Source organism: Nocardioides jensenii JCM 1364 = NBRC 14755 (assembly GCF_001552535.1).
Taxonomy (GTDB): Bacteria; Actinomycetota; Actinomycetes; order Propionibacteriales; family Nocardioidaceae; genus Nocardioides; species Nocardioides jensenii.
Window position 1 is genome coordinate 1 of sequence record NZ_BCRJ01000018.1, and the last position, 25,006, is coordinate 25,006.

Below are 25,006 nucleotides of genomic sequence, written 5' to 3' on the forward strand. Positions count from 1 at the left end.
TCGTACAGGCAGAGATACCTGGTCATTCAGGGATCAAGGGCGACGGTGCCAGAAGGCTGAGACCTCGATGCGCCCCTCGTCGAACCTCGCCGACAGACCATGCCACGAGAAGCAGGAGAGCACCGCGGAGAGGAGGTGGTCGCCCGGTGCCGCGTTGGCGGTCGACGCGTGCCAGAGGTTCACCTCGAGCATGCCCTCGTCGATGGCGTGCCAGACGTCAGGCTGGGTGAACCACATGATGCCGCGCAGGCCGGAGCCGTCCTGCTCCAGGGATGCCTTGGCCCTCCAGTGGTCCTCGACCCCCTGCAGCACGCGGACGCCATGCTGCTCGCACTCGGCGAACACGGCTTGGAGCGTGTCGAAGTCGGTCGCAGCCGGCCAGGTCACGGCCTCGGCGACGAGGTCCTTGCGCGCGCCGGCCAGCCAGGCGCGCGCCATGATTGACGCGTCCGTCTCCGGCATCTCTGCCTTGGTCGCCTCGATGACCTCGGCGAGCATCGCCTCGGATGACAGGAGCCCGGCACGCACCTGGAGTCGGGCGAAGTCGACCAACTCCTCCTCAGGTGTGCGCCGGGCTCCTCGAGTCACCATGTGATGCGGCAGGTCACCAGCCGCGCTCGGCGAGCCGGTGCGGCTGGGGGATGTCTTCGACATTGATGCCCACCATGGCCTCGCCCAGGCCACGCGAGACCTTCGCGACCACGTCGGGGTCGTCGTAGAACGTGGTGGCCTTGACGATCGCCTCGGCACGCTGGGCCGGGTTGCCGGACTTGAAGATGCCCGAGCCGACGAAGACGCCCTCGGCGCCGAGCTGCATCATCATCGCCGCGTCGGCCGGGGTGGCAATGCCGCCGGCGGTGAACAGCACGACGGGGAGCTTGCCGTTCTCGGCGACCTCCTTCACCAGGTCGTACGGCGCCTGCAGGTCCTTGGCGGCGACGTACAGCTCGTCGGAGCTGAGCGCCCCGAGACGGCGGATCTCGCCGTTGATCGTGCGCATGTGGGTGACCGCGTTGGAGACGTCGCCGGTGCCGGCCTCGCCCTTGGAGCGAATCATCGCCGCGCCCTCGGTGATGCGACGCAGTGCCTCACCCAGATTGGTGGCGCCGCATACGAAGGGAACCGTGAAGGTCCACTTGTCGATGTGGTTGGCGTAGTCGGCCGGGGTCAGCACCTCGGACTCGTCGATGTAGTCGACGCCGAGCGACTGCAGGATCTGGGCCTCGGCGAAGTGACCGATGCGGGCCTTGGCCATCACCGGGATCGAGACGGCCTCGATGATGCCGTCGATCATGTCGGGGTCGCTCATGCGAGACACGCCGCCCTGGGCGCGGATGTCGGCCGGGACGCGCTCGAGGGCCATCACGGCCACGGCGCCGGCGTCTTCGGCGATCTTGGCCTGCTCGGCGGTGACGACGTCCATGATGACGCCGCCCTTGAGCATCTCGGCCATGCCGCGCTTCACACCGGAGGTACCCGTCGCCTGGGCGACGGTGGACGAGGGGGAATCAGTTGCCATGGCTCCAGCCTAGTGCCCTGTACGGCGTTCAGTTGAACCGGCCCAGATGACCGGAAAACGGACACCCGGTGAGGCCGGGGATCAGGAGTTCGCGGCCTCGGCGTACGCCTGCCGACGGACCGTCCAGACCCGTTGGAAGACCGTGACCGTGCTGGCCACGGCCAGCGCCCACAACGTCACCTCCATCAGGATCGGCAGGTCGAAGATCGCGCTGAGACCGGTCATCACGAGGATCGAGACCAACCGGTCCGAGCGCTCGGCGATGCCGACCTTCGCGTGGAACCCCATGCCCTCGGCCTTGGCACGGGCGTACGACGTCACCGAACCCATCACCAGGCACAGCAGGGAGAGCACGAGATAGAGCCGGCTGTCGCCGGGACCGGCGTAGTAGAGGACCAGGCCCCCAAAGATCGCACCGTCGCCGATCCGGTCGAGAGTGGAGTCGAGAAACGCCCCGAACCGGTTCGTCTTGCCGGTCACGCGCGCCATGTGGCCGTCGATCAGGTCGCTGAAGACGAAGGCGGTGATGAACAGGACACCCGCCAACAGCTTTCCCTGCGGGAAGAACACCAGGGCCCCCGTGCACACCCCGAGGGTCCCCACGAACGTCACTGCGTCGGCACTGATGCCGAGCTTGATGAACAACCTCGCAATGGGGTTGAGCAATTTGGTCCAGAATGCGCGAAATCTCTCCAACATGGCGGGTGCAGGGTACCGCCCCACCTGCGCAGTTGCAGCCTCGGCGTAGCGTGGAGGGCACGGAGCCAACCAGGCTTTCAACCAGGGAGCCACCATGGCCGACAAGTCGCCACGGCAAGGAATGTCCAAGAAGTCCGCCAAGTCCATCAAGGAGAAGCGGGCCGAGAAGCACGCCAAGACCGCCGCCGCCTCCGACATGCACAAGCTCTCCGAAAAGAAACGGTGACTGCGCCACAGGCCCTGAGCCTGGGAGTGATCGCCCGCTCCTCGATGGAGAATGAACGACGCCTGCCCCTGCATCCCGAGCACCTCTCCCGCCTCGCTCCCGAGTTGCGCGCACGGGTCACCCTCGAGCACGGGTACGGCGAACACTTCGGCCACACCGATGCCTCGCTGTCAGAGCTCGTCGGTGGATTCGCCACGCGAGAGGAGCTGCTCGCCACCTCCGACGTCGTACTGCTGCCCAAGCCACAACAGGCCGATGTCGAGGCCATGCACGACGGGCAGGTGCTCTGGGGCTGGCCCCACTGCGTGCAGGACACCGCCCTGACTCAGGCCGCCGTGGACCGCAAGCTGACCTTGATCGCGTTCGAGGCGATGAACCACTGGACCGACGACGGCGGGGTCGGGCTGCACGTCTTCCACAAGAACAATGAGCTGGCCGGCTACTGCTCCGTCGTGCACGCCCTCACCCTGGGCGGCATCACCGGAAGCTACGGACGCAAGCTCACCGCGGTCGTCATCGGGTTCGGTGCCACCGCCCGCGGTGCGGTCACCGCGTTGAGCGCGAGCGGCATCCACGACGTCCGCGTGCTGACCATCCGCGAGGTGGCGGCAGTCGCCTCACCCATCCACTCGGTGCGCATCCACCGGTTCGAGCACAACCCGGAGGCACCGGCCCTGAGCCAGGTGTTCACCGACGCCGGCAAGGTGCCCCTGGCGCCGTTCTTGGCCGAGAGCGACATCGTGGTCAACTGCACGCTGCAGGACACCGCGGCACCGTTGACCTACCTGCGCACCGAGGACCTCGACGCCTTCCGGCCCGGCAGCCTGGTCGTCGATGTCTCGTGCGACGAGGGCATGGGCTTCAGCTGGGCGCGACCGACCACCTTCGACGACCCGATGTTCGAGGTGGGCAACCACATCGGCTACTACGCCGTGGACCACAGCCCGTCGTATCTCTGGGGTTCGGCGACGTGGGAGAACAGCGCCGCACTGCTGCCGTTCGTCGAGACGGTGCTCGCCGGACCTGAGGCGTGGGCCGCGAACGAGACCATCCAGCGGGCGATCGAGATCCAGGACGGCCGGATCATCAACCCGGCGATCCTGGCGTTCCAGAACCGCACCGACGCAGGGGTGCTCATCAGCTGACCACATGGTCCCCGACCAGTGCCTCCGCAACGGCCGCGACGACGGACGGCAGTCCGGCCACGTGCCAGTCGACACCGGCGGCGCGCACCACGCGTGCCTCTCCTCCCAGACTGCGGATCAAGGCGACACCGGGCAACCGGTCCCAGTCGGGGACGCTGTGCTGGAAGATCACGTCGCACTGGCCTCGCAGGATCGCGACGCAGTCCATCGTCCCGGAGCCGAGCATCCGAAGCGTCGCCACGCGGTTGACCGCGCGGCCGAACGCGGCGCCGACCTGGCCGTCGTAGAACGGCGGGTGCAGGTAGGTCGAGGCGCACGCCTGGTCCGGCGGGACGTCGACCAGGTGCGGTAGGGCAGCGCCGTCCCGGGTCGCAGGGAGCCCGGGGCCGCCGACGAACACCTGGTCGGACGGAGGGTGGTGCACCGCCCCCAGCAGTACGTCGTCAGCATCGGTCAGGGCCAGCGCGGAGCACCACCAGTCCATGCCACGGAAGAAGTTGTAGGTGCCGTCGACGGGGTCGATCACCCAGGTGCGGCCTGACGTCCCGGCGTGGTTGGCGCCCTCCTCCCCCACGATCGCGTCGTCGGGGCGGGCTTCACGCAGAGCGCTGACGATGAGGTCCTCGGCGGCGTGGTCGGCGGCGGTGACGATGTCGGCGACGTCGGTCTTGCGGGTCGCGTCGACTCCGTCTGTGCGCATCCGGGCGGCCAGGCGGCCCGCCTCGCGCACCAGGTGGGTGGCCAGCTCGACGTCGGCCGGCAGGTCGAAGCGCCAGCTCACGCCTGGTCCCAGGCGTCGGCCAACAGGTTCTGGGTGTCCTGGAGGAGCTGCGGCAGCGTCTTGGTTCCGCCGACCACGGTGATGAAGTTGGCGTCACCCGACCACCGGGGCACGACGTGCTGGTGCAGGTGATCGGCCAGTGACCCGCCGGCCGGCCCGCCCAGGTTGAGCCCCACGTTGAACGCGTGCGGGTTGCTGATGCTGCGGATCACCACGATCGCGCGCTGGGTCAGCGCCATCAGCTCCGCCGACTCCTCCGGGGTCAGGTCCTCCAACCCGGCCACGTGGCGATAGGGCACCACCATCAGGTGGCCGGGGTTGTAGGGGTGCAGGTTGAGGACGACGTACGCCTGCTCACCCCGCGCCACCACCAGTGAGTCCTCGTCGGGCAGGGCCGGGATGTTGCAGAACGGGCACCCGTCACCGGTCATGTCCGAGCGCACGTAGGCCATCCGGTGCGGCGTCCAGATCCGCTCCAACCCGTCGGGCTGGCCCGTGCCCTGCTCGCGCTTCTCCTCCGCTGTCATCAGGGCGCCCGGTCAGACCTGCTCGCGGGACTCGACCGCGGCAGCGACCCGGGCTATCGCCTCGTCGAGCGGCACCCCGTTGTCCTGGCGGCCGTCGCGGTAGCGGAAGGACACCGCGCCAGCTTCGACGTCGTTGTCGCCGGCGATGACCATGAACGGCACCTTCTGCAGCTGCGCGTTGCGGATCTTCTTCTGCATCCGGTCATCGGAGAGGTCGACCTCGACCCGCAGGCCCTGGGTCCTCATCTTCTTGGCGAAGTCGAGCAGGTAGTCGTTGTGGCGCTCGGCGATCGGGATCCCCTGCACCTGCACCGGCGCCAGCCAGGGCGGGAACGCGCCGGCGTAGTGCTCGACGAGCACGCCCATGAACCGCTCGATCGAGCCGAACTTGGCCGAGTGGATCATCACCGGCTGCTGACGGGAACCGTCCGCGGCGACGTACTCCAGGTTGAAGCGGTCGGCCGAGGGCTGGTTGAAGTCGTACTGCACGGTGCCCATCTGCCAGGTGCGGCCGATCGCGTCTCGTGCCTGCACGGAGATCTTGGGGCCGTAGTACGCCGCCCCGCCCGGGTCGGGCACCAGGTCGAGGCCGGTCGCGACCGCGACGTCCTCGAGCACCTTGGTGGCCACCGCCCAGTCGTCGTCGGAGCCGATGAACTTGTCCTTCGAGGCGTCCCGGGTCGAGAGCTCGAGGTAGAAGTCGTCGATCCCGAAGTCGCGCAACAGGCTGATCATGAAGTTCAGCAGGTGGGCGACCTCGTCGGGCGCCTGCTCCGGGGTGACGTAGGAGTGGGAGTCGTCCTGGGCGAAGCCCCGCACCCGGGTCAGCCCGTGGATCACGCCGGACTTCTCGTGCCGGTAGACGTGGCCGAACTCGAACAGGCGCAACGGCAGCTCACGGTAGGAACGCTGCCGCGAGCGGAAGATCAGGTTGTGCATCGGGCAGTTCATCGCCTTGAGGCGGTAGTCCATGCCGTCGACGTCGAGGGGCGGGTACATCCCCTCGCCGTAGTAGGGCAGGTGCCCGGAGGTGTGGAACAGCTCCTCCTTGGCGATGTGCGGCGTACCGACGTAGTCGAAGCCCTCCTCGATGTGCCGCTCGCGGACGTAGTCCTCCATGGCGCGCTTGATCACGCCGCCCTTGGGGTGGAAGACGGGCAGACCGGAGCCGATCTCGTCGGGGAAGCTGAACAGGTCGAGCTCGCGGCCCAGCTTGCGGTGGTCGCGGCGCTCGGCCTCCTCGATGCGGTGCAGGTGCTCCTCAAGGGCTTCCTTGGTCTCCCACGCGGTGCCGTAGATGCGCTGGAGCTGCTTGTTCTTCTCGTCGCCGCGCCAGTACGCCGCCGCGCTGCGCATCAGCTTGAACGCCGGGATGCGTTTGGTGGTGGGCAGGTGCGGACCGCGGCACAGGTCCTTCCAGACCGTCTCGCCGTTGCGGTTGAGGTTGTCGTAGATGGTCAGCTCGCCGGCGCCGACCTCGACGTTCGCACCCTCGGCGATCTCGTTGGCCGCGTCCTCGGCATAGCCGCCGCCCTTGAGGCCGATCAGCTCGATCTTGTAGGGCTCGTCCTGGAGCTCGTTGATGGCGTCGGCGTCGGAGATCGGGCGCCGCTCGAAGCGCTGGTTCTCCTTGATGATCTTGCGCATCCGGGTCTCGATCTTGGCGAGGTCCTCGGGGTGGAACGGGGTCTCGACGTCGAAGTCGTAGTAGAAGCCGTTCTCGATCGGCGGTCCGATCCCGAGCCTGGCCTCCGGGAAGAGGTCCTGCACGGCCTGCGCCAGCACGTGGGCGGTGGAGTGACGCAGGATGTCGCGCCCGTCGGTGCTCTCCATCGCGATGCCCTCGACGACGTCACCGTCGGCGAGCTCGTGAGCGAGGTCCTTGAGGGCCCCACCGACCCGGGCCGCGATCACGTTCGGGTCGTCCTTGAACAGCTCCCAGGCCCTGGTGCCCGTCGTCACGGTCTGCTCCTCGCGCGCATCGGCGTGGGCGAGGACGACCTTGATGTCGGACACGGTGGCTCCTTGTTGATCGTGGCTGCGGCTCGTTCTGCACGGGTGCCCGGGCGGAACGCGGCAATCGTATCCGTCGGCCCGTTCACCACGCGCGCCGGTTTCGGTCTGCGTTGTCGCGCGGAACTACCATCGACGCGTGCCTGACGCGCGACCGCGCCGGGTCCGCTCCCGGACTGAGGACTTGATGCAGAAGAACAAGCGCGCGCTGTTGGTCGGACTTGCCGTTGTCCTCGTCGCCGGCGGTGGCTACGTGGTCTACGAGCAGGTCAAGGACGACCCGGTCACGAAGACCGAGGTCGTCCTCCCCCAGTCGCCGTACGACTCGGGCAAGGACGAGCCGCGCAAGACCAGGGTGTACGTCGACAACTCGGGCCCGACGGTCAGCGTCTCGGTGCGCACCGCGGCCAAGCCGTGGAACGACAGGCTGGCGATCACCGTGAACGGCAGGACCACCAACCTGACTCGGAAGGGAACGGCAGGCACCGACACGTGCGGGCCGACCGTCGTCGCCGAGCCCACCTCGCTGCTCACCCGCGTCAACTTCGAACGCTCGTGCGTCGGCGACGCCTCCACGTTGAAGGTCGCGGTCGCCGTTGACGGCGCCAAGCCGGTGACGGCCACCGCGAAGGAGACGCCGCGGCCCAACGTCTTGATGATCATGGTCGACGACATGCGCACCGACGACCTGCAATACATGCCCAACGTGCAGAAGCTGATCGCCAAGCAGGGCGTCAACTTCACCAACGGCATGGCCAGCTTCCCGCTGTGCTGCCCGGCCCGGGCATCGGTGATGTCCGGTCTCTACCCCCACAACCACGGCGTGTGGTCGCATGAGCCGCCGTGGGGGTTCTCGTCCTTCGACGACTCCTCGACGTTCCCGGTGTGGATCCAGAAGGCGGGCTACCACACGACGTACCTCGGCAAGTACCTCAACGAGTACGGCAGCGCGCCCGAGCCCGGCAAGCAGACCGGCACCTCGACGCAGTACGTCCCCCCGGGCTGGGACAACTGGCAGGGCTCGATCGACGGCGGCCTGCCCCCCAGCGACCCGGACGACGGCGGCACCTACCGCTACTGGGACACGACCCTGAACGACAACGGCAACGGCTACGTCAACCTGCAGGGCAAGTACCAGACCAACGCGTACGCCGACATCACCGAGGACATCCTCAAGAAGTCGGCCGCCAGCGACGACCCGTTCTTCCACTACCTCTCGTTCACCGCTCCGCACCACGGCGGACCGCGCGAGTCCGACGACCCGCCGAACGTGAAGACGCCGGCGCGGCCCAAGCGCATGTGGGGCGCGTTCGACGACGTGATCAAGGAGGCGCCCGGCGCCTCGTGGAAGGACCCGGACCGTCAGAAGGACAAGCCCAAGCGCCTGGGCGGGCACCCGTCGAAGAAGAAGATGAAGGAGGTGCTCAACCTGACCCGGCAGCGGGCCGAGGCGCTCTACGTCGTCGACGGTGCGGTCAAGCGCATCATCAAGGACCTCAAGCAGACCGGCGAGCTGGACAACACCCTCGTCGTCTTCACCAGTGACAACGGCTACTTCCTGGGTGAGCAGGGCATCCCGACCGGCAAGATCCTGCCCTACGAGCCGTCGCTGCGGGTGCCGGTGCTGATGCGGGGACCGGGCATCCCCAAGGGAGAGATCCGCACCGACCCCTTCCTCTCCATCGACTACGCCTCCACCTTCGCCGACCTCGGTGACGCCAAGGTCGCGACACCCGTCGACGGCCGCAGCCTGCTCGACGTGGCCCGACTCGGGGACGAGTCGGCCACGGACTCCTGGAGCCGAGTGGTGCTCACCGAGACCACGCCGACGAATGCCGCCAAGAAGGCGCTGGCGAAGACCCAGCCTGTCGGAGCCCGCAGCCCGGACATGATGTTGGGCAAGGTCACCGGCATCCGCACCGGGCAGTACCTCTACACGGAGTGGCAGGCCGAGCCCGGCGACCCGAAGACCAACATCCGCCAGGAGCTGTACGACGTCCGCGCCGACCCGAACGAGTACAAGAACCTGGCCCTGGACCCGAGGCGGTCTGCGATCCTGCGCGAGTTCCACAAGGTCCTGATCCGTGCGCGCACCTGCGTCGGGCCCGAGTGCGAGTTCCTGCTCCCCGAAGACCTCCGCTGATCGACCGGAGGCTGCTCGGTGAGCAGCACCGCAGACTGCGTCGAGTGCACGATCCATGTCGAGAATCCCGTTGGATCCGACACGGATCGTGCACTCGACGTCGTTCGCAGCGGCAGATGCAAGAGGCCGGTCCCCATTGCTGGAAACCGGCCTCTGACCTGCAAGAACTCGGTGGGCGATACTGGGTTCGAACCAGTGACCTCTTCGGTGTGAACGAAGCGCGCTACCACTGCGCCAATCGCCCGCAGGTGCGACCGGAACTGTAGCGCATCTGCCGCGAGGAGAGACAATCCGCCCCGACTTCAGAATGTGATCCAGATTTCATCTTGACAAGCGTCATGATTTTCCCGGAGCCCCGTTTCATCTCTGACACCCAGCTCCAGGGAGGAACCGAGATGACGTTCAACCGCAGTGCCTCGTCGGGCATCGTGACGCAGGAAGTGACCATGCGTTGCGTCGACTCCGAGGGCGAGTCCGTGGTGCTCGAGGCGACGCTCGGCTACCACGCCACGGACCCCTACGCAGTCACCGCGACGTTCCGCACCGAGATCTGTGAGGTCGTGTGGACCTTCGCCCGCGAACTGCTCACCCAGGGCCTCACCGACCCTGCCGGCGAGGGCGACGTGCACGTGTGGCCCTGCCTGGATGCCAACGGCCGCGCCGTCGTCATCATCGAGCTCTCCTCCCCCGACGGCGAGCTGCTGGTGCAGGCGCCGACCGCGGAGATCACCCGCTTCGTGAACCGCACTCTGGCCTGCGTCCCTGTCGGCACCGAGAGCATGCACATCGACGTCGACCAACTGATCGGCCAGCTGCTCACCGCGTGATGCCGTGACCCTCGGTGGACCGAGGGTCGGCCTCGGTCCGACCTCAGGGGTCGAGGTGCTGCGGCTCTCGCTCCGCCCAGACCGCCGCGACCTCCCGCGTGATCGGCCCCGGAGCGGGCAGCTCTCGTCCGTCGAGCGCATGGACGCCCTGCACGTCACGCGTCGTGGAGACCAGGAACATCTCCGACGCCCGGTCCAGCACGGACAACGGCTCGTCGACCTCGCGGCCGCCGTACCACTCGAGCACCAGTGCGCGAGTGACCCCTGCCAGACATCCGCTGGCCAGTGTGGGGGTGCGCAACTCACCGTCGACGACATAGAAGAGGTTGCTGCCGGTGCCCTCACAGACGTTGCCGGCCAGATTGCCGAACAGCGCCTCGGACGCGCCATTCTCGGCAGCATGCGCCAGGGCGACCACGTTCTCGGCGTACGAGGTCGTCTTGAGCCCGGCCAGCGCTCCACGCTCGTTGCGAGGCCACGGCACCGTGACCAGCGACGTGGTCTCCGGGTAGGGCTCCATCGGCGCCGCCACGACCACCAGGGTGGCCGGGGCATCGCCGCGTCCGGAGCCGAGCGGCGAGACTCCTCCGGTGTAGGTGATCCGGATCCGCCCCAGGGGCAGCTCCTGGCCGGCAAGCACCTCCTCGACCGCCCCGACGACCACCGCCGCATCCACCGGCGGAAGGCCCAGTCCACCCGCACTGCGGGCGAGGCGTTCGACGTGTCGGGTCAACGCGAAGGCGTGGCCGTCGATGACCTTGATCGCCTCGAAGACACCGTCACCGACGGTGAACCCGTGGTCGGAGATGGTGATCGCGGGACCCCGCGGATCGGTGAGCAGCTGACCGTTGATCCATGCACGCATGCCTGCAATGTAGCCCGGTTCCGGGTGCCGCGCAGACCCTCCAACACGCGGTTCCTGACCCCGATTTTGCGTGTCTGGGGCTCTCGGCTAATGTTCTCTTCGCACCGCCGGTCCGCCGGAGGTTGCAAGCGGACATAGCTCAGTTGGTAGAGCGCAACCTTGCCAAGGTTGAGGTCGCGAGTTCGAGTCTCGTTGTCCGCTCGGAGAGTTTCTGCCTCCACGGTGGAGTGGCCGAGAGGCGAGGCAACGGACTGCAAATCCGTCTACACGGGTTCAAATCCCGTCTCCACCTCGATAGCCCGATCCGCCGGAATGTGGGATCTTGGGACATCACGGGCGATTGGCGCAGCGGTAGCGCGCTTCCCTGACACGGAAGAGGTCACTGGTTCAAACCCAGTATCGCCCACCACACGAACAGCCCCCGAGCCGCTGAAGCGGCGGCGGGGGCTGTTCGCTTTTCATCCTGTCGAGATCGGACGGCATCCGTTCTGCCGCGCCTCTGGTCTCCGGGCCGCTGCAGGTGTAGGCATGGCTCATGGCTGCTCTCGAAAGTGCCCATCTGCTCGCAGAACTCGAATCGACGGTCGAGGAGAACCTCAACCGACACCTGGCCACGGCAGATGAGTGGATGCCGCACGAGTACGTGCCCTGGAGCCTCGGCCGTGACTTCGCCGACCTGGGCGGTGAACCGTGGGAGCTCGCGCAGTCACGGCTGTCCCCCATCGCTCGTACGGCGCTCGAGGTCAACCTGCTGACCGAGGACAACCTGCCGAGCTATCACCGGGAGATCGACCGCGCCTTCGGCCGCGAGAGCGCCTGGGGCACCTGGGTCAACCGCTGGACCGCGGAGGAGGGTCGCCATGCCTTCTGCATCCGCGACTACCTGCTGGTCACCCGCGGCGTCGATCCGGTCGAGCTCGAGCGGGCCCGGATGGAGACCATGGAGGTCGGCTACGACTCCGTGGACAAGCCGTTGCTCAACGTCTGCGCCTACGTGTCCTTCCAAGAGCTCGCCACCCGGGTCTCGCACCGCAACACCGGGCGCTACACCGAGGAGCCTGTCGCCGAGAAGCTGCTCTCCCGGGTCGCCAAGGACGAGAACCTGCACATGATCTTCTACCGCAACATCGTCAGCGCAGCCCTCGCGCTGGCGCCGAGCCAGACCATGCGCGCGATCACCGAGGAGGTCGTCGGCTTCCAGATGCCCGGCAACATCATCCCCGGCTTCTCGCGCAAGGCGGTGGCGATGGCCAAGGCCGGGATCTACGACCTGCGGATCCACCACGACGACATCGTCACTCCGCTGCTGCGACAGTGGGGCGTCTGGGACCTCGAGGGTCTCGACGACGACGGGGAGAAGGCCCGCGAGGAGCTCGCGGCCGCGGTCGCTGCCCTGGACACCGAGGCGACCCGGTTCGTCGAGCGCCGCGCCGAGGCAGCGGCCAAGAAGGCAGCCCGTACGTCGGCACAGCGGGCCGTCTGATCGCCCATCTCGCGGGTGGTGCTCAGCGCGCCGAGATGATGCGGTCGGCGTTCGTGCCGACCCAGCGCATCAGGGGCAGCAAGTGCCCGTGCACCTCACGGCCGGCCTCGGTCAGGTTGTACTCGACGTGCGGAGGCACGACAGGCTGCGCCACCCGGCGGACCAGCCCGTCGGCCTCCAGGGTCTTCAGGGTCTGGGCGAGCATCTTCTCGCTGATCCCCTCGATGCAACGGCGCAGCTCGCTCCACCGCATCGTCTCTGAGCCGAGCGCGAGGAGCACCAGCACGCCCCACTTGCTCGTGACGTGATCGAGCAGCGTCCGGCTCGGACACTGGGCCGGGAAGACTCCGCCTTCCAGCCCCGGGATGTCCCTCAACGCCGACTCACTGACCACCATGTCAGTACCTTACTTCAAAGTGCGTACTGTGGATTGGGAAGTATGGCGGTCCCTCGCTCGTTCGAGTCGGTGGAAGCATCCACCGAAAGGAACCCCATGTCCTACATCGTCATCGGCGCCACCGGCCAGCTCGGCGCCCTCACCGTCGACGCGCTCCTCGACCGCGGCGCCGCTGCCCACGACATCGTCGCGGCCGGACGCAATGCCGACAGGCTCGCGGCCCTCGCGGCCCGGGGCGTCCACACCCGGTCGATCGACCTGAGCGATCCCGCGACCCTGGCCGAGCTGTTCTCCCCCGACGACACCGTGCTGCTGATCTCGGGCAACGAGCTGGGTCAGCGCGTCGTACAGCACGGCAACGCGATCGATGCCGCGAAGGCGGCCGGCGTCAAGCGTCTCGTCTACACGAGCGCACCGAAGGCTGACGACACCGCTCTCGTCCTCGCGCCGGAGCACAAGGCCACCGAGGAACTCATCGCCGCGTCCGGACTGCCTGCCACGATCCTGCGCAACGGCTGGTACACCGAGAACTATGTCCAGGCCGCCGAGCAGGCCGGGCAGACCGGCGTACTGCTGACCAGCGCAGGTGGCGGCCGCATCTCCAGCGCCAGCCGCCGCGACTACGCCGAGGCCGCTGCCGTCGTACTGCTCGACGACACCACGGCTGGCCGCGTCTTCGAGCTGTCCGGCGACACCTCATGGGATCAGCAGGAGCTGGCCGATGCCATCACCAAGACCGTCGAGCGCGCGGTGACACTGCGCAACGTCGACCCCGACGAGCACCAGCGCCTCCTCGTCGCAGCCGGCGTCGACGAGGGCACGGCCGGGTTCCTGGTCGCCCTGGACGGCAACACCCGTGACGGCCTTCTCGGGGTGACCAACGGTGAGCTGAGCGAGCTCATCGGTCACCCGACCACTCCGCTGCTCGACGGGCTGCGCGAGGCGCTCTCCGCCGATTGAGCGCCCCACTGCCCGGGGCGGCCTGTCGACGACAGCGGCAGTCAGTCGTCGTCGAGCGAGGAGTCCTCGTTGTGGGTGCCGGGCCGCGGCGCCCACGGCTGCTCCTTGGCCGGGCGTACGACGATCAGGCGGTCGCCGCGGGCCAGTTGGGTCACCACCGGATCGAAGTAGCGGTAGACCTGCTCGTCGCGCACCACGGCGATCACCTGGTCGGGCAGTGACTGGGGCTGCTTGCCGACCTCCTTGACCAGCAGGTCACGCTCCGCGACCTCGAGGCCGGTGCCGTAGGTCATCAGGTCCTCCATCACCTCGCCCAGTGTCGGAGACATCGAGGAGAGCCCGAGGAGACGGCCCACCGCTTCGCTGGAGGTGACCACGGCGTCGGCGCCGCTCTGACGCACCAGGGGCACGTTGTCCTGCTCTCGGACGGCGGCCACGATGTAGGCCTCGGGGTTGATCTGGCGCACGGTCAGGGTGGCCATCATCGTGTTGGCGTCGTGGTCGGTCGTGATGATCACCTGGCTGGCCCGCGCGACGCCGGCCCTGCGCAGCACGTCACGCCGGGTCGCGTCGCCTGCGATGACGGCCAGCCCGTCGGCGTTCGCCTCGTCGCGGGCCGTGGACCGCGGGTCGACCACCACGATCGTCTCCGGGTCGGTGCCGTTCTGCACCAGAGTGTTGGCGGCACTGCGGCCCTTGGTGCCGTAGCCGATGACGACGACGTGTTCCTGCATCTTCTTCCTCCACCGGGCGACCCGGAACATCTCTCGGCCCTGGGCGGCGAGCACCTCGAGCGTCGTACCGATCAACAGCACCAGGAAGGCGATGCGGGCCGGGGTGATCACGAATGCGTTGACCAGTCGCGCCGACGTCGACCACGGCGTGATGTCGCCGTAGCCGGTCGTGCTCAGCGTGACCGTCGTGTAGTAGATCGCATCGACCAGGTCGACCTTCTTGGTCGGGTCGGTGTTGTCGTAGTAGCCCTCGCGATCGAGGTAGACCAGCGCAACGGTTCCGGTCAGGATGGCCAATGCCATCAACAGGCGACGTCCCAGCTCCCACCACGGTGACCGGATCCGGGCCGGGAGTACGACGCCCCGGAGCACACGTTGGACGGTGTTGTCGTCGTGCTGCATCAGCGCCCCACCGACCGGGAGACGACCGACCCATGCTCGGCGCAGGCGAATGGGGTGGGCACGGGCGTCAGTCTGGCACGTGGACGGGGCGTCATTGCTCAGCCGGGTCCGGCGACTCGCGAGACGTGTAGCGATCGGTGATGCGGTTGGGCAGGACCGCGTTGATGCGCCGCATCAGCTCCATCCGCGCCTTCTGTGTCGAGTTCTGCGGGAAGACGCTGTCGCATGCGGCGTTGAGGGCGGCCCCGATCAGCACCGCGATCGAGACCAGGTAGAGCCACAGCAAGATCGCGATCGGCGCCGCGAGTGGCCCGTAGACGGACTTGGAGTCGGTGGCCGTGACAGTCAGGAACCAACGCAGCAGGTAGGAGCCGAACACCCAGCAGACCAGGCTGAACGTGGCCCCGGGAAGGTTGTAGCGCCAGGCCGTCCGCACGGGGACGGACACGTGGTAGAGCGTGGCGAGGAAGCAGATGCACAGCACGATCACGACCGGCCAGTAGAGATCGCTGAGGAAGTCGAGCCGGTCCGGCAGCCAGTCGTCGACCAGCCTCGGGCCGGCCACCACGAGCGGGATGGTGACCACGCCCGTCAGCAGGCCGAGCACGTAGAGCAGGAACGACAGGGCGCGCGTCTTGACGATCCCGCGGTGCCCGCCCAGGCCGTGCATGATCGTGATGGTGTCGACGAAGACGTTCAGTGCGCGGGAGCCTGACCACAGCGCCAAGATGAAGCCGATCGAGATCACGTCGAAACGGCCGCCCGCGAGCACGTCGTCGAACGTCGGCACGATGATCTTGTCCACGGCGCTGTCGGTGAGAGCGCGGCTGGAGAGGTCGATCACCGCGTCACGCACCTGCTGGACCTGGTTGTCGGTGAACCTGTCCCCCACATAGCCGATCGAGCCGGCCATCGCGAAGATCAGCGGCGGCATCGAGAGCACCGCGAAGAACGCCGCCTCCGCGGCCAGTCCGGTGACCCGGTAGCGCATGCACGTAGACACCGTGGTCACGACCAGTCGCCACAGCAGCCGGACCAGGCGGATCGCGAGTCCGTCCTGCTTGTTCGTGGCGGACATGGGCCTACGGTAGCGACATGAGCACCGACATTCGCGCAACGACGAACCAGGCACCGCCACTTTCCGGTCACAACGTCGTGACCTCGGACAAGGCACTCACCGAAGCCGTCACGCGACATTCGGATGCCTCGGTCGTCGGCGACCTGATCGACCTCGGCGCGGAGGCCGGCTCGGCCGAAGCACACGAACACGGCATGCTCGCGAACGAGTTCCATCCCACACTGGTTCCCTACGACCGCTACGGCAACCGCGTCGACGAGGTCACCTTCCACCCCTCGTGGCACTGGTTGATGGAGCGCGGCATCGGTCACGGACTCGGCGCCACGCCCTGGGAGACCGACACGCCCCACGCGCACGTGCGCCGCGCGGCCGGCTTCTTCGCCTGGTCACAGACCGAGCCCGGCCACGGTTGTCCGATCTCGATGACCTACGCATCCATCCCCGCGCTGCGTGCCGATGCCTCGATCGCCAAGGAGTGGAGCCCGCTGCTGGCCTCCACCACCTACGACTTCGGCCTGCGCGCCCCGGCCCAGAAGAAGGGCGCCCTGGCCGGCATGGGCATGACGGAGAAGCAGGGCGGCTCCGATGTCCGCGCCAACGTCACCGAGGCCCGGGCCACCTCCACCGAGGGCGAGTACGCCCTGTACGGGCACAAGTGGTTCACCTCGGCGCCGATGAACGACGTGTTCCTGGTGCTGGCCCAGGTCGAGGGCCGGCCGAGCAACGAGGCACTGACGTGTTTCGTGGTGCCACGGGTTCTGGAGGACGGCACCAGGAACCAGCTGGACGTCGTACGACTCAAGGACAAGCTCGGGAATCGGTCGAACGCATCCTCCGAGCTGGAGTTCCGCGGCACATTCGCGCAACGACTCGGCGACGAGGGTCGCGGCGTGCGGACCATCATCGAGATGGTGGCCGCCACCCGTCTGGACTGCGTGCTCGGCTCGGCCTCCCTCATGCGGCGCGCGCTGGCCGAGGCGTCGTGGCACGTCGCTCACCGCTCGGCCTTCGGGTCGCTGTTGGCCGACAAGCCGTTGATGCAGAACGTGGTCGCCGACCTCGCCGTGGAGTCAGAGGCCGCAACGGCACTGGCGATCCGCCTCGCGGCTGCCGTCGACCGGCCCAACGATGCGCACGAAGCCGCGCTGCGCCGCATCGCGCTGCCGCTGGCCAAGTTCTGGGTCTGCAAACGCACCCCGTTCATGGTCGCCGAGGCCCTGGAGTGCCTGGGCGGCAACGGGTACGTCGAGGAGTCGGGCATGCCCCTGCTCTTCCGCGAGTCGCCGTTGAACTCGATCTGGGAGGGCTCGGGCAACGTGAACGCGCTCGACGTGCTGCGGGCACTGACCCGGGAACCCGAGGTCCTGAATGCGTGGATCACCGAGGTCGGCCTGGCCCGGGGCGCGGACCCGCGCCTCGACGCTGCCATCGAGAATGCCCTGTCCCTGCTGGGAGATGCGGCCAACCTCGAGGTCGGCGCCCGTCGCCTGGCCAGCCAGATGGCTGCCTGCCTCCAGGGATCACTACTGGTGCGGTTCGCACCTCCGGAGATCGCCGACGCGTTCTGCGGCTCACGACTCGGGACGACGTACAACGGCACGTTCGGCACGCTCGCCGGTGGAGACCTGCGCGCCATCGTCGAGCGCACCACTCCCACGCTTGCGTGAGCCTGCCGACCGAGGCGCACCCCACCATCGCTGCCATCGGCCTCGCCACCGGGTGGTGAAGTTTTCTCGCTGACCTGTCGATTCATGCACCCCCCGTCCGTCAAGGTGGTGAGGTCACACCCGCGGCCTCCACAACAAGGAGAAGAAGATGAGTCGCTACCTGATCCTGTTGCCCGCCCCTGAGGCCGAATGGGCACAGCTGCCACCGGAGGAACACGAGAAGGGGATGGCCTCGCACGGCCAGTTCCACAACGACCTGGAGGCCGGCGGCCACAAGCTGATCGCCGTCAGCCCTCTGGAGCCCTCAGCACAGGCCACGTCGATGAGGCCCGACGGAGCCGGCGGCGCCACCGTCACCGACGGCCCGTTCACGGAGTCGGTCGAGCAGATCGTCGGCTTCTACTTCATCGAGTCCGACGACGAGGCCGACCTGCGCGAGATCTGCGCCCGGTTCGCCTCCCGTGGTGAGCTCATCGAGTTCCGACGTCTGGAGCAGTGCAATGGCTGAGTACGTGGTGCTGATCCTGGGTGACGCCGATCGTTGGTGGAGCACCATGAGCCTCAAGGAGCGCAAGGACGGGTACGCCGAGTACGACAGGTTCGGCGCCGAGCTGGTCCGGCGTGGGCACAGGATCGTCGGCGGTGCCGAGCTGCAGCAGACCAGCACCGCCCGCACGGTCCAGCCGGGCGGCACCGATGTCACCGACGGCCCCTACGTGGAGACGGCCGAGCAGGTCGGTGGCTTCTACAAGGTCGAGACCGATGACCCCGACGACCTCGTGGAGTGCTGCAAGATCATTGCCGCGCTCGGTGACGCGGTCGAAGTCCGACCCTGCGTCGTACCCGAGGAGCGTCCGTCGTGAAGCGCTACGTGTTCCTGATCGCCTATGAACCGGGCGGCTTCGAACAGGCGGCAGCCGAGGTGCAGCAGTCCTACTTCACCGCGCACGAGGCGTTCTCGACGTACGTCGCGGAGCACGGCAACGAGCTCTCGTCGGCCGCGTTGGCCGACACCGACACGGCCACGACCGTGCGTCACCTCGACGGTGCGAAGTCGGTCACCGACGGGCCGTTCGTCGAGACGGTCGAGATGATCGGCGGCTACTACGACGTCGAGCTGCCCGACATGGACCACGCCATCGCGGCGGCCGCGATCCTGCCGCCGGCCTATGCGGTGGAGATCCGGCCGACGATCACGATCACGGCGTGACGGATCCGGCCGGCGTCCTCGACGCCACCGTGCGCGAGCAGTGGGGGCGGCTGACGTCCCTGCTGCTCGGGCACTACCGCCGGCTCGACCTGGTTGAGGACGCACTGGGGGACGCCGTCGAGGCGGCCGCGCGACACTGGCCCGCTCGCGGTGTGCCCGACAACCCCGCCGCGTGGCTGCTGACCACCGCACGACGACGCCTGGTCGACCAGCTCCGGGCGGAGTCGATGGCGCGACGCAAGGGCGTCCTGCTGGTCACCGATGCCGAACGGCGGCAGGAGTCGGGTCGGGTGATGGCCGATCCCGGAGGCGTGGTCGACGACGACCTGCTCAGGTTGGTGATGATGTGCGCGCACCCGGCTCTCTCGCGTGAGGCGGCCAGCGCGCTCGCCCTGCGCCTGGTGGTCGGTGTGAGCACCCACGACATCGCCCGGCTGTTCCTGGTCCCGGAGACGACCATGGCCGCGCGCCTGACCCGGGCGAAGAAGAAGGTCGTCACCGCCGGCATCCCGTTCGCCGTCCCGTCCGTCGAGGACCTGCCCGATCGTCTCGACGCCGTCGCCCAGACCGCCTATCTGGCCTTCACTGCCGGCTATGCGCCGGGTAGCGGGCCCGACCTGCTGCGTGCCGAGCTGGCCGGCTCGGCGATCTCGCTGGTGCGGGTCACACTCGCCCAACGCCCCGACGAGCCCGTGCTCCTCGCCCTGCTCGCGCTCATGCTGTTCCAGCACTCACGCCGCGACGCGCGACTCTCGGAGGCAGGAGAGCTGGTGCTGCTTGCCGACCAGGATCGCACCCGCTGGCACCACGACGAGATCGCCGAGGCTCGCTCCCAGCTCGATCACTCCAGCCTGCTCCGCCCGATGACCGCGACCGCCGCCGGCTACGTGCTGCAGGCCAGAATCGCTGCCGAGCATGCTCTCGCCCCCTCGGCAGCCGAGACAGCCTGGCCGCGCATCGTGGCGTCGTACGACCTGCTTCTCCAGGTGACGTCCTCGCCCGCAACCCGGCTGGCACGCGCGGTCGCCGTGTCCGAGGCCGAAGGTGCCGAGGCCGGTCTCGCTGCGCTCGAGGGCATCTCACTGCCGGGTTCTCACCGCCTCCCCGCCGTGCGCGCCGAGCTGTTGACCCGCTCGGGAGACGGCGACGGGGCACGTTCGGCGTACGACGAGGCGATCGCCCTGTGCCGCAACGACGCCGAGCGCGCGTATCTCGTGGGGCGCCGCGACCGCACCGCCGGTTGAGGAGGTTTTCCAGCAACCGGCGGACCAGCGAGCTCAGGCCAGGTCGAGACCCGGGTAGAGCGGGTGCTTGTCGAGCATCTCGGCCGAGGCGGCATGGGTCTTGTCGGCGATGCCGTCGGCCAAGGTGTACGACGCCTTCGACGGCGTGCCCGCCTTCGTGGTGCCGGGCGAGGTGTTCTTCAGAACGTCGATGACCAGCTCGGCGACGTTGTCGAACTCGTCGTGGCCGAAGCCGCGCGTGGTCAGGGCCGGCGTACCGAACCGGATCCCGGAGGTGTACCAGGCACCGTTCGGGTCGGCCGGGACCGAGTTGCGGTTCGTGACCACGCCAGCGTCGAGCAGTGCCGACTCGGCCTGGCGGCCGGTCAGGCCGAAGGAGGAGACGTCGAGCAGGACGATGTGGTTGTCGGTGCCGTCGGTGACCAGCTTGGCGCCACGGGTCATGAACCCGTCGGCCAGGGACTTGGCGTTGTCGGCGACGTTCTGGGCGTAGGTCGCGAACTCGGGCCGGCGGGCCTCGGCCAGCGCCACGGCCTTGGCGGCCATCACGTGCGAGAGCGGGCCGCCGAGCACCATCGGGCAGCCGCGGTCGACGGAGGACGCATACTCCTCCTGGGCCAGCACGAGCCCACCGCGCGGGCCGCGCAGCGACTTGTGCGTCGTGGTGGTGGTGATGTGCGCGTAGGGAACCGGGTTCTCCTCACCGGTGAACACCTTGCCCGCGACCAGGCCGGCGAAGTGCGCCATGTCGACCATCAGGGTGGCGCCGACCTCGTCCGCGATCTCACGCATCTTGGCGAAGTTCACCCGGCGCGGGTACGCCGAGTAGCCGGCGACCAGCACGAGCGGCTTGAACTCGCGAGCCTTCGCCGCGACCTTGGCGTAGTCGAGCAGACCGGTCTCGGGGTCGGTTCCGTACTGCTGCTGGTGGAACATCTTGCCGCTGATGTTGGGGCGGAAGCCGTGCGTGAGGTGGCCACCGGAGTCGAGCGACATCCCGAGGAGGCGCTGGTTTCCGAGCTCGTGGCGCAGCGTCTCCCAGTCGGCGTCGGTGAGCTCGTTCACGTTCTTCTTGCCGAGTTTCTCCAAGGCGGGACCCTCGACGCGGTGGGCGAGGATCGACCAGAACGCGACCAGGTTGGCGTCGATGCCCGAGTGCGGCTGCGCATAGGCGTACGGCGCCCCGAAGAGCTCACGGGCGTGCTCCGCGGCGAGCGTCTCGACCGTGTCCACGTTCTGACAGCCGGCGTAGAAGCGGTGACCGACGGTGCCCTCGGCGTACTTGTCGCTGAACCAGGTGCCCATCGTGAGCAGCACGGCCGGCGACGCGTAGTTCTCACTGGCGATCAATTTCAGGGAGGAGCGCTGGTCGGCCAGCTCCTGGCGCGTGGCGTCCGCAATGCGGGGCTCCACCGAGGCGATCACCTCGAGCGCCTGCCGGTAGGCGGAGCTGGTCAGGCCGGACAGGTTCTGGGCAGACAGGTCGGTCATGGCGCACACACTAGTGACCCACCCACGGTCCTGCCCACATCCACCCGCATCGGACCCCCGCGGGCCGGAGTGACCTGGCCCACGTCGGGTTCCGCTCGCAGGCGGTAGGCATCACCTGTGATCTCATATCTTGGACTCACATCCCACGACATGAGATTGCCGGTTGTGGGAGCGACGTCCGCAGGGTGAGACTCCTACCCATGATCAGCGCTGCAACGCACACGTACCTCGTGGCCCGCCGCCACGTGGACTACGGGCGCATCAGCAGCATGATGTGTTGGCCTTCCTGACCCTCCCGCAGCCCAGCCCCCACTGAGCAGCGGGCGCCCCGACAGACAAGTCCACGGGCGCCGGTCGCAGGCCAACCCGACGTTTCAATGTCGCAGCGTCGGAGCCTCGCATCGCGCGTCAAGATTTTAGCGCCGAAGGAATCCGATGAACGACGCTCCCGCAGCACGCACGCCCCGCCCCCGCCCCAAGCGCGGTGAAGGCCAGTGGGCCCTCGGCTACCTCGAGCCGCTGAACAAGAACGAGCAGTCCAAGAAGGACGACAACCCCCTCAATGTCGAGGCGCGCATCCGCAACATCTACGCCAAGCGCGGCTTCGACTCCATCGACCCGGCCGACCTGCGCGGCCGCTTCCGCTGGATGGGCCTCTACACGCAGCGCGCCCCCGGCCTGGACGGCGGCAAGACGGCCGCCCTCGAGGAAGAGGAGCTCGACGACAAGTTCTTCATGATGCGCGTGCGCAGTGACGGCAACCTCCTCTCCGCGGAGGCCCTGCGGGTGCTGGGCGGTATCTCCACCGACTTCGCTCGCAACACCGCCGACATCACCGACCGGCAGAACATCCAGTACCACTGGATCGACATCAAGAGCGTCCCCGAGATCTGGGAGCGCCTCTCGACCGTCGGTCTGGACACCCTCGAAGCCTGCGGCGACTGCCCGCGCGGCTTCCTCGGCTCCCCCGTCGCCGGCGTCGCCAAGGACGAGATCATCGACGGCACCCCCGCGCTGGCCGAGATCCGCCGCCGCTACATCGGCAACCCGGAGTACTCCAACCTGCCGCGCAAGTTCAAGACCTCGATCTCCGGGCACCCGAGCCTGGACGCGGCGCCCGAGATCAACGACGTCTCCTTCGTGGGAGTCGACCACCCCGAGCACGGCCCCGGCTTCGACCTGTGGGTCGGCGGCGGCCTGTCCACGAACCCGATGCTTGCCAAGAAGCTCGGCGTCTGGATCCCGCTCGACGAGGTGGCCGATGCCTGGGAAGGCGTCATCGCGATCTTCCGCGACTACGGCTACCGGCGCCTGCGGTCCAAGGCCCGCCTGAAGTTCCTGGTCGCCGACTGGGGCGTGGAGAAGTTCCGCGACGTGCTCGAGACCGAGTACCTCAAGCGCAAGCTGGTCGACGGCACCTCCCCCGAGTTCGCCAGCGCCAACGGCGACCACATCGGCATCCACGAGCAGAACGACGGCAAGTTCTACGTGGGCATCACGCCCACCGTGGGCCGCATCGACGGCACCGTGCTGACCCGACTCGGCGACCTGGTCGAGAAGTACGGCGCCGCCGGAGCCCGGCTGACGGCGTACCAGAAGATCGTGGTGATCGGCGTCGACGGTGACCAGGTCGAGGCCTTCGCCGACGAGCTCGAGACCATCGGCCTCACCGCGCGTCCCTCGCACTGGCGCCGGTCCACGATGGCCTGCACCGGTATCGAGTTCTGCAAGCTGGCGATCGTCGACACCAAGCAGCGCGCGATCGACCTGGTCGGCGAGCTCGAGCGCCGTTTCCCCGAGCTCGACACCCCGATCTCGGTCAACGTCAACGGCTGCCCCAACGCCTGCGCCCGCACCCAGATCGCCGACATCGGCCTCAAGGGTCAGCTCGTCCTCGACGCCGACGGCAACCAGGTCGAGGGCTTCCAGGTGCACCTCGGCGGCGGCATCGGCCTGATCAACGCCCTGGGCAAGAAGCTGCGTGCCCACAAGGTGACCAGCAAGGGCCTCGACGACTACGTCACCAACGTCGTGAACTCCTACCTCGACCAGCGCGAGGACGGCGAGCCATTCGCCGTCTGGGTCCAGCGCGCCGATGACGAGGCGCTGCGCGGCGAGAAGGCACTCGAGGCAGTCTGATGAGCGAGCGCGCCCGTGTCTGAGAGAGCACAGCCCTTCCACTGCCCCTATTGCGGGGACGAGAACCTGTGGCCCCACGAGGGCGAGCAGGTCGGTTGGGAATGCCGCTCATGCCTTCGGGCCTTCACCGTCAAGATGCTCGGAATGATCCGACCCACCCCAGGAGGTGGCGAATGACTGCAGCAACGACGACGGCGGCCGCCGCCTACCGCGGCTCACACACCGCCGACCGCTCCCCCGAGGAGCTGCGCGAGATCGTGTCGCACGTCGGTGCCGAGCTCGAGCTGGCGCCCGCGGAGGACATCATCGAGTGGGCCGTCGCCACGTTCGGCTCCAAGTTCTGCGTGACCTCGTCCATGGGCGACGCCGTGCTCGCCCACCTGGCCGCGAAGGTGGCCCCAGGGGTCGACGTGGTGTTCCTCGACACCGGCTACCACTTCGTGGAGACCATCGGCACCCGCGACGCCGTCGAGGCCACGATGGACGTCAACCTGGTCACCATCAAGCCGGACCTCACCGTCGCGGAACAGGACGCACAGTTCGGCAAGGACCTCTACAAGACCGACCCCGACCGTTGCTGCGCGATCCGCAAGGTCAAGCCACTCGCGGACTCGCTGGCCAACTACGACGCCTGGGCCACGGGCCTGCGTCGCGCGGAGACCCACAACCGGGTGATCGCACCGGTGGTCGGCTGGGATGCCAAGAAGGGCAAGGTCAAGGTCTCGCCCATCGCCCGCTGGAGTGATGAGCAGGTCGAGCAGTACATCGCCGAGAACGGCGTCCTGGTCAACCCGCTCGTCTACGACGGCTATCCGTCGATCGGGTGCTGGCCGTGCACGGCACGCGTCGCCCCCGGCGAGGACCCACGCTCCGGCCGCTGGGCCGGTCAGAACAAGACCGAATGCGGGATCCACTCGTAGTCGGTCAGCTCGACACCAATGAGTTCCACAGGCGACAACGACGTCGTTCACCACACGCTCGTGAAGGGAGGCAGTTCACCATGACTGCTCCTGCTCTGATTGCCCTTGCTCACGGAAGTCGTGATCCTCGCTCGGCCGAGACGATCACGGCCCTGGTCAACGAGGTTCGTGCGATGCGCCCGGACCTGCGGATCGAGACCGCGTTCCTCGAGCTCGCCAAGCCGTCCTTCAGCACGGCCGTGAACAAGCTGGTCCGAGCCGGCTACGACGAGATCGTCGTCGTACCGCTCCTCCTCAGCGACGCCTTCCATGCCAAGGTCGACGTGCCCTCCGCCGTGGCCGCGCAGATCGCCCGCCACGAGGGCCTCCAGATCCGGGCCACCGAGATCCTCGGTCTCGAGACCGCCTTCCTCGAGGTGCTTGACCTGCGGCTGCGTGAGTCGCTCAAGCAGGCCCGTGTCCGCGAGCTCGACGCGCTGGTGCTGGCCGCCGCCGGTTCGAGCGACCCGCTGGCCAACCAGGCCGTCGGTCGTCTC

25 protein-coding genes and 4 tRNA genes are annotated in these 25,006 nt (G+C 68.1%); 17 read left to right on the forward strand and 12 right to left on the reverse strand.

Features of this window, described 5'->3' with window-relative positions:
* Positions 1–33: 33 nt before the first annotated feature.
* The 3 genes from NJ4_RS06685 to pgsA all read right to left on the reverse strand — a co-directional run bounded on the left by NJ4_RS06685 (position 34) and on the right by pgsA (position 2,218).
* Positions 34–654, reverse strand: coding sequence for a DUF6891 domain-containing protein (locus NJ4_RS06685; protein WP_157550845.1), 621 nt, complete (start codon positions 652–654; stop codon positions 34–36).
* Positions 605–1,519, reverse strand: a complete 915-nt coding sequence (pdxS, locus tag NJ4_RS06690) for a pyridoxal 5'-phosphate synthase lyase subunit PdxS (RefSeq protein ID WP_067432041.1) — start codon at positions 1,517–1,519, stop codon at positions 605–607. The genes NJ4_RS06685 and pdxS overlap by 50 nt, the downstream gene beginning before the upstream one ends.
* A gap of 81 nt (positions 1,520–1,600) precedes the next feature.
* Positions 1,601–2,218: a phosphatidylinositol phosphate synthase gene (gene pgsA / locus NJ4_RS06695; protein WP_067432046.1), complete on the reverse strand. Its 618-nt coding sequence runs from the start codon at positions 2,216–2,218 to the stop codon at positions 1,601–1,603.
* Positions 2,219–2,312: 94 nt separating this feature from the next.
* Here pgsA and NJ4_RS26885 point away from each other — a divergent pair, with 94 nt between their 5' ends.
* Both NJ4_RS26885 and NJ4_RS06700 read left to right on the forward strand, forming a co-directional pair.
* Complete coding sequence (locus tag NJ4_RS26885; RefSeq protein ID WP_281178263.1) at positions 2,313–2,444, forward strand: hypothetical protein; 132 nt, start codon at positions 2,313–2,315, stop codon at positions 2,442–2,444.
* Complete coding sequence (locus tag NJ4_RS06700; RefSeq protein WP_067432048.1) at positions 2,441–3,589, forward strand: N(5)-(carboxyethyl)ornithine synthase; 1,149 nt, start codon at positions 2,441–2,443, stop codon at positions 3,587–3,589. The genes NJ4_RS26885 and NJ4_RS06700 overlap by 4 nt, the downstream gene beginning before the upstream one ends.
* Here the strand turns inward: NJ4_RS06700 and NJ4_RS06705 are convergent.
* Genes NJ4_RS06705 through thrS form a run of 3 tightly spaced genes read right to left on the reverse strand, consistent with a single transcriptional unit; the run spans position 3,582 to position 6,913 of the window.
* On the reverse strand, positions 3,582–4,370 hold the full coding sequence (locus tag NJ4_RS06705) for an inositol monophosphatase family protein (protein WP_067432050.1): 789 nt from the start codon (positions 4,368–4,370) through the stop codon (positions 3,582–3,584). The two genes, NJ4_RS06700 and NJ4_RS06705, sit on opposite strands and share 8 nt — an antisense overlap.
* Positions 4,367–4,897 (reverse strand): HIT family protein, encoded by a 531-nt coding sequence (locus NJ4_RS06710; protein WP_067432052.1) that lies wholly within the window; start codon positions 4,895–4,897, stop codon positions 4,367–4,369. Before NJ4_RS06710 ends, NJ4_RS06705 begins: the two co-directional genes overlap by 4 nt.
* Positions 4,898–4,909: 12 nt before the next feature.
* On the reverse strand, positions 4,910–6,913 hold the full coding sequence (gene thrS / locus NJ4_RS06715; protein ID WP_067432055.1) for a threonine--tRNA ligase: 2,004 nt from the start codon (positions 6,911–6,913) through the stop codon (positions 4,910–4,912).
* A 136-nt stretch (positions 6,914–7,049) separates the two neighbouring features.
* On the opposite strand from thrS, the gene NJ4_RS06720 reads away from it, so the two are divergent.
* On the forward strand, positions 7,050–9,053 hold the full coding sequence (locus NJ4_RS06720) for a sulfatase family protein (RefSeq protein ID WP_067432059.1): 2,004 nt from the start codon (positions 7,050–7,052) through the stop codon (positions 9,051–9,053).
* A 172-nt stretch (positions 9,054–9,225) separates the two neighbouring features.
* Here NJ4_RS06720 and NJ4_RS06725 read toward each other — a convergent pair.
* Positions 9,226–9,297 (reverse strand) — tRNA-Val (locus NJ4_RS06725).
* Between the two features lie 151 nt (positions 9,298–9,448).
* Here NJ4_RS06725 and NJ4_RS06730 point away from each other — a divergent pair.
* Positions 9,449–9,880, forward strand: coding sequence for an SsgA family sporulation/cell division regulator (locus tag NJ4_RS06730; RefSeq protein WP_245644489.1), 432 nt, complete (start codon positions 9,449–9,451; stop codon positions 9,878–9,880).
* A 43-nt stretch (positions 9,881–9,923) separates the two neighbouring features.
* Here NJ4_RS06730 and NJ4_RS06735 read toward each other — a convergent pair whose 3' ends face one another.
* On the reverse strand, positions 9,924–10,745 hold the full coding sequence (locus NJ4_RS06735; RefSeq protein WP_067432062.1) for an aminotransferase class IV: 822 nt from the start codon (positions 10,743–10,745) through the stop codon (positions 9,924–9,926).
* 128 nt (positions 10,746–10,873) lie between these two features.
* On the opposite strand from NJ4_RS06735, the gene NJ4_RS06740 reads away from it, so the two are divergent.
* The 4 genes from NJ4_RS06740 to NJ4_RS06755 all read left to right on the forward strand — a co-directional run bounded on the left by NJ4_RS06740 (position 10,874) and on the right by NJ4_RS06755 (position 12,228).
* Positions 10,874–10,946 (forward strand) — tRNA-Gly (locus tag NJ4_RS06740).
* Positions 10,947–10,966: 20 nt separating this feature from the next.
* A tRNA-Cys gene (locus NJ4_RS06745) sits at positions 10,967–11,037 on the forward strand.
* Between the two features lie 42 nt (positions 11,038–11,079).
* Positions 11,080–11,154 (forward strand) — tRNA-Val (locus NJ4_RS06750).
* Between the two features lie 126 nt (positions 11,155–11,280).
* Positions 11,281–12,228, forward strand: coding sequence for an acyl-ACP desaturase (locus NJ4_RS06755; protein ID WP_067432065.1), 948 nt, complete (start codon positions 11,281–11,283; stop codon positions 12,226–12,228).
* Positions 12,229–12,250: 22 nt separating this feature from the next.
* Here NJ4_RS06755 and NJ4_RS06760 read toward each other — a convergent pair whose 3' ends face one another.
* On the reverse strand, positions 12,251–12,625 hold the full coding sequence (locus NJ4_RS06760; RefSeq protein ID WP_067432068.1) for a winged helix-turn-helix transcriptional regulator: 375 nt from the start codon (positions 12,623–12,625) through the stop codon (positions 12,251–12,253).
* A gap of 96 nt (positions 12,626–12,721) precedes the next feature.
* On the opposite strand from NJ4_RS06760, the gene NJ4_RS06765 reads away from it, so the two are divergent.
* Positions 12,722–13,585 carry an SDR family oxidoreductase gene (locus NJ4_RS06765; protein ID WP_067432071.1) on the forward strand — a complete coding sequence of 288 codons (864 nt, stop codon included), beginning with the start codon at positions 12,722–12,724 and terminating at the stop codon, positions 13,583–13,585.
* 41 nt (positions 13,586–13,626) lie between these two features.
* Here NJ4_RS06765 and NJ4_RS06770 read toward each other — a convergent pair whose 3' ends face one another.
* Positions 13,627–14,721 carry a potassium channel family protein gene (locus NJ4_RS06770; protein WP_067432074.1) on the reverse strand — a complete coding sequence of 365 codons (1,095 nt, stop codon included), beginning with the start codon at positions 14,719–14,721 and terminating at the stop codon, positions 13,627–13,629.
* A 91-nt stretch (positions 14,722–14,812) separates the two neighbouring features.
* Positions 14,813–15,799: a YihY/virulence factor BrkB family protein gene (locus NJ4_RS06775; RefSeq protein ID WP_245644490.1), complete on the reverse strand. Its 987-nt coding sequence runs from the start codon at positions 15,797–15,799 to the stop codon at positions 14,813–14,815.
* A gap of 17 nt (positions 15,800–15,816) precedes the next feature.
* Between NJ4_RS06775 and NJ4_RS06780 the strand changes: the two genes are divergently transcribed.
* The 5 genes from NJ4_RS06780 to NJ4_RS06800 all read left to right on the forward strand — a co-directional run bounded on the left by NJ4_RS06780 (position 15,817) and on the right by NJ4_RS06800 (position 19,920).
* Complete coding sequence (locus tag NJ4_RS06780) at positions 15,817–17,466, forward strand: acyl-CoA dehydrogenase family protein (RefSeq protein WP_067432077.1); 1,650 nt, start codon at positions 15,817–15,819, stop codon at positions 17,464–17,466.
* A 148-nt stretch (positions 17,467–17,614) separates the two neighbouring features.
* Positions 17,615–17,974, forward strand: coding sequence for a YciI family protein (locus NJ4_RS06785; RefSeq protein ID WP_067432079.1), 360 nt, complete (start codon positions 17,615–17,617; stop codon positions 17,972–17,974).
* Positions 17,967–18,329: a YciI family protein gene (locus tag NJ4_RS06790; RefSeq protein ID WP_067432090.1), complete on the forward strand. Its 363-nt coding sequence runs from the start codon at positions 17,967–17,969 to the stop codon at positions 18,327–18,329. The genes NJ4_RS06785 and NJ4_RS06790 overlap by 8 nt, the downstream gene beginning before the upstream one ends.
* Positions 18,326–18,676, forward strand: coding sequence for a YciI family protein (locus NJ4_RS06795; protein WP_067432093.1), 351 nt, complete (start codon positions 18,326–18,328; stop codon positions 18,674–18,676). The genes NJ4_RS06790 and NJ4_RS06795 overlap by 4 nt, the downstream gene beginning before the upstream one ends.
* Positions 18,673–19,920 (forward strand): RNA polymerase sigma factor, encoded by a 1,248-nt coding sequence (locus tag NJ4_RS06800; protein WP_067432102.1) that lies wholly within the window; start codon positions 18,673–18,675, stop codon positions 19,918–19,920. Before NJ4_RS06795 ends, NJ4_RS06800 begins: the two co-directional genes overlap by 4 nt.
* Before the next feature lie 33 nt (positions 19,921–19,953).
* Here the strand turns inward: NJ4_RS06800 and NJ4_RS06805 are convergent, their stop codons facing one another.
* Positions 19,954–21,411: a glycine hydroxymethyltransferase gene (locus tag NJ4_RS06805; RefSeq protein WP_067432105.1), complete on the reverse strand. Its 1,458-nt coding sequence runs from the start codon at positions 21,409–21,411 to the stop codon at positions 19,954–19,956.
* A gap of 435 nt (positions 21,412–21,846) precedes the next feature.
* Between NJ4_RS06805 and NJ4_RS06810 the strand changes: the two genes are divergently transcribed.
* The 3 genes from NJ4_RS06810 to NJ4_RS06820 all read left to right on the forward strand — a co-directional run.
* Positions 21,847–23,550: a nitrite/sulfite reductase gene (locus NJ4_RS06810; protein WP_067432117.1), complete on the forward strand. Its 1,704-nt coding sequence runs from the start codon at positions 21,847–21,849 to the stop codon at positions 23,548–23,550.
* Positions 23,551–23,723: 173 nt separating this feature from the next.
* Positions 23,724–24,470, forward strand: a complete 747-nt coding sequence (locus NJ4_RS06815) for a phosphoadenylyl-sulfate reductase (RefSeq protein WP_067432120.1) — start codon at positions 23,724–23,726, stop codon at positions 24,468–24,470.
* Between the two features lie 80 nt (positions 24,471–24,550).
* A partial coding sequence (locus tag NJ4_RS06820) for a sirohydrochlorin chelatase (RefSeq protein WP_169799222.1) occupies positions 24,551–25,006 on the forward strand: 456 nt, incomplete at its 3' end.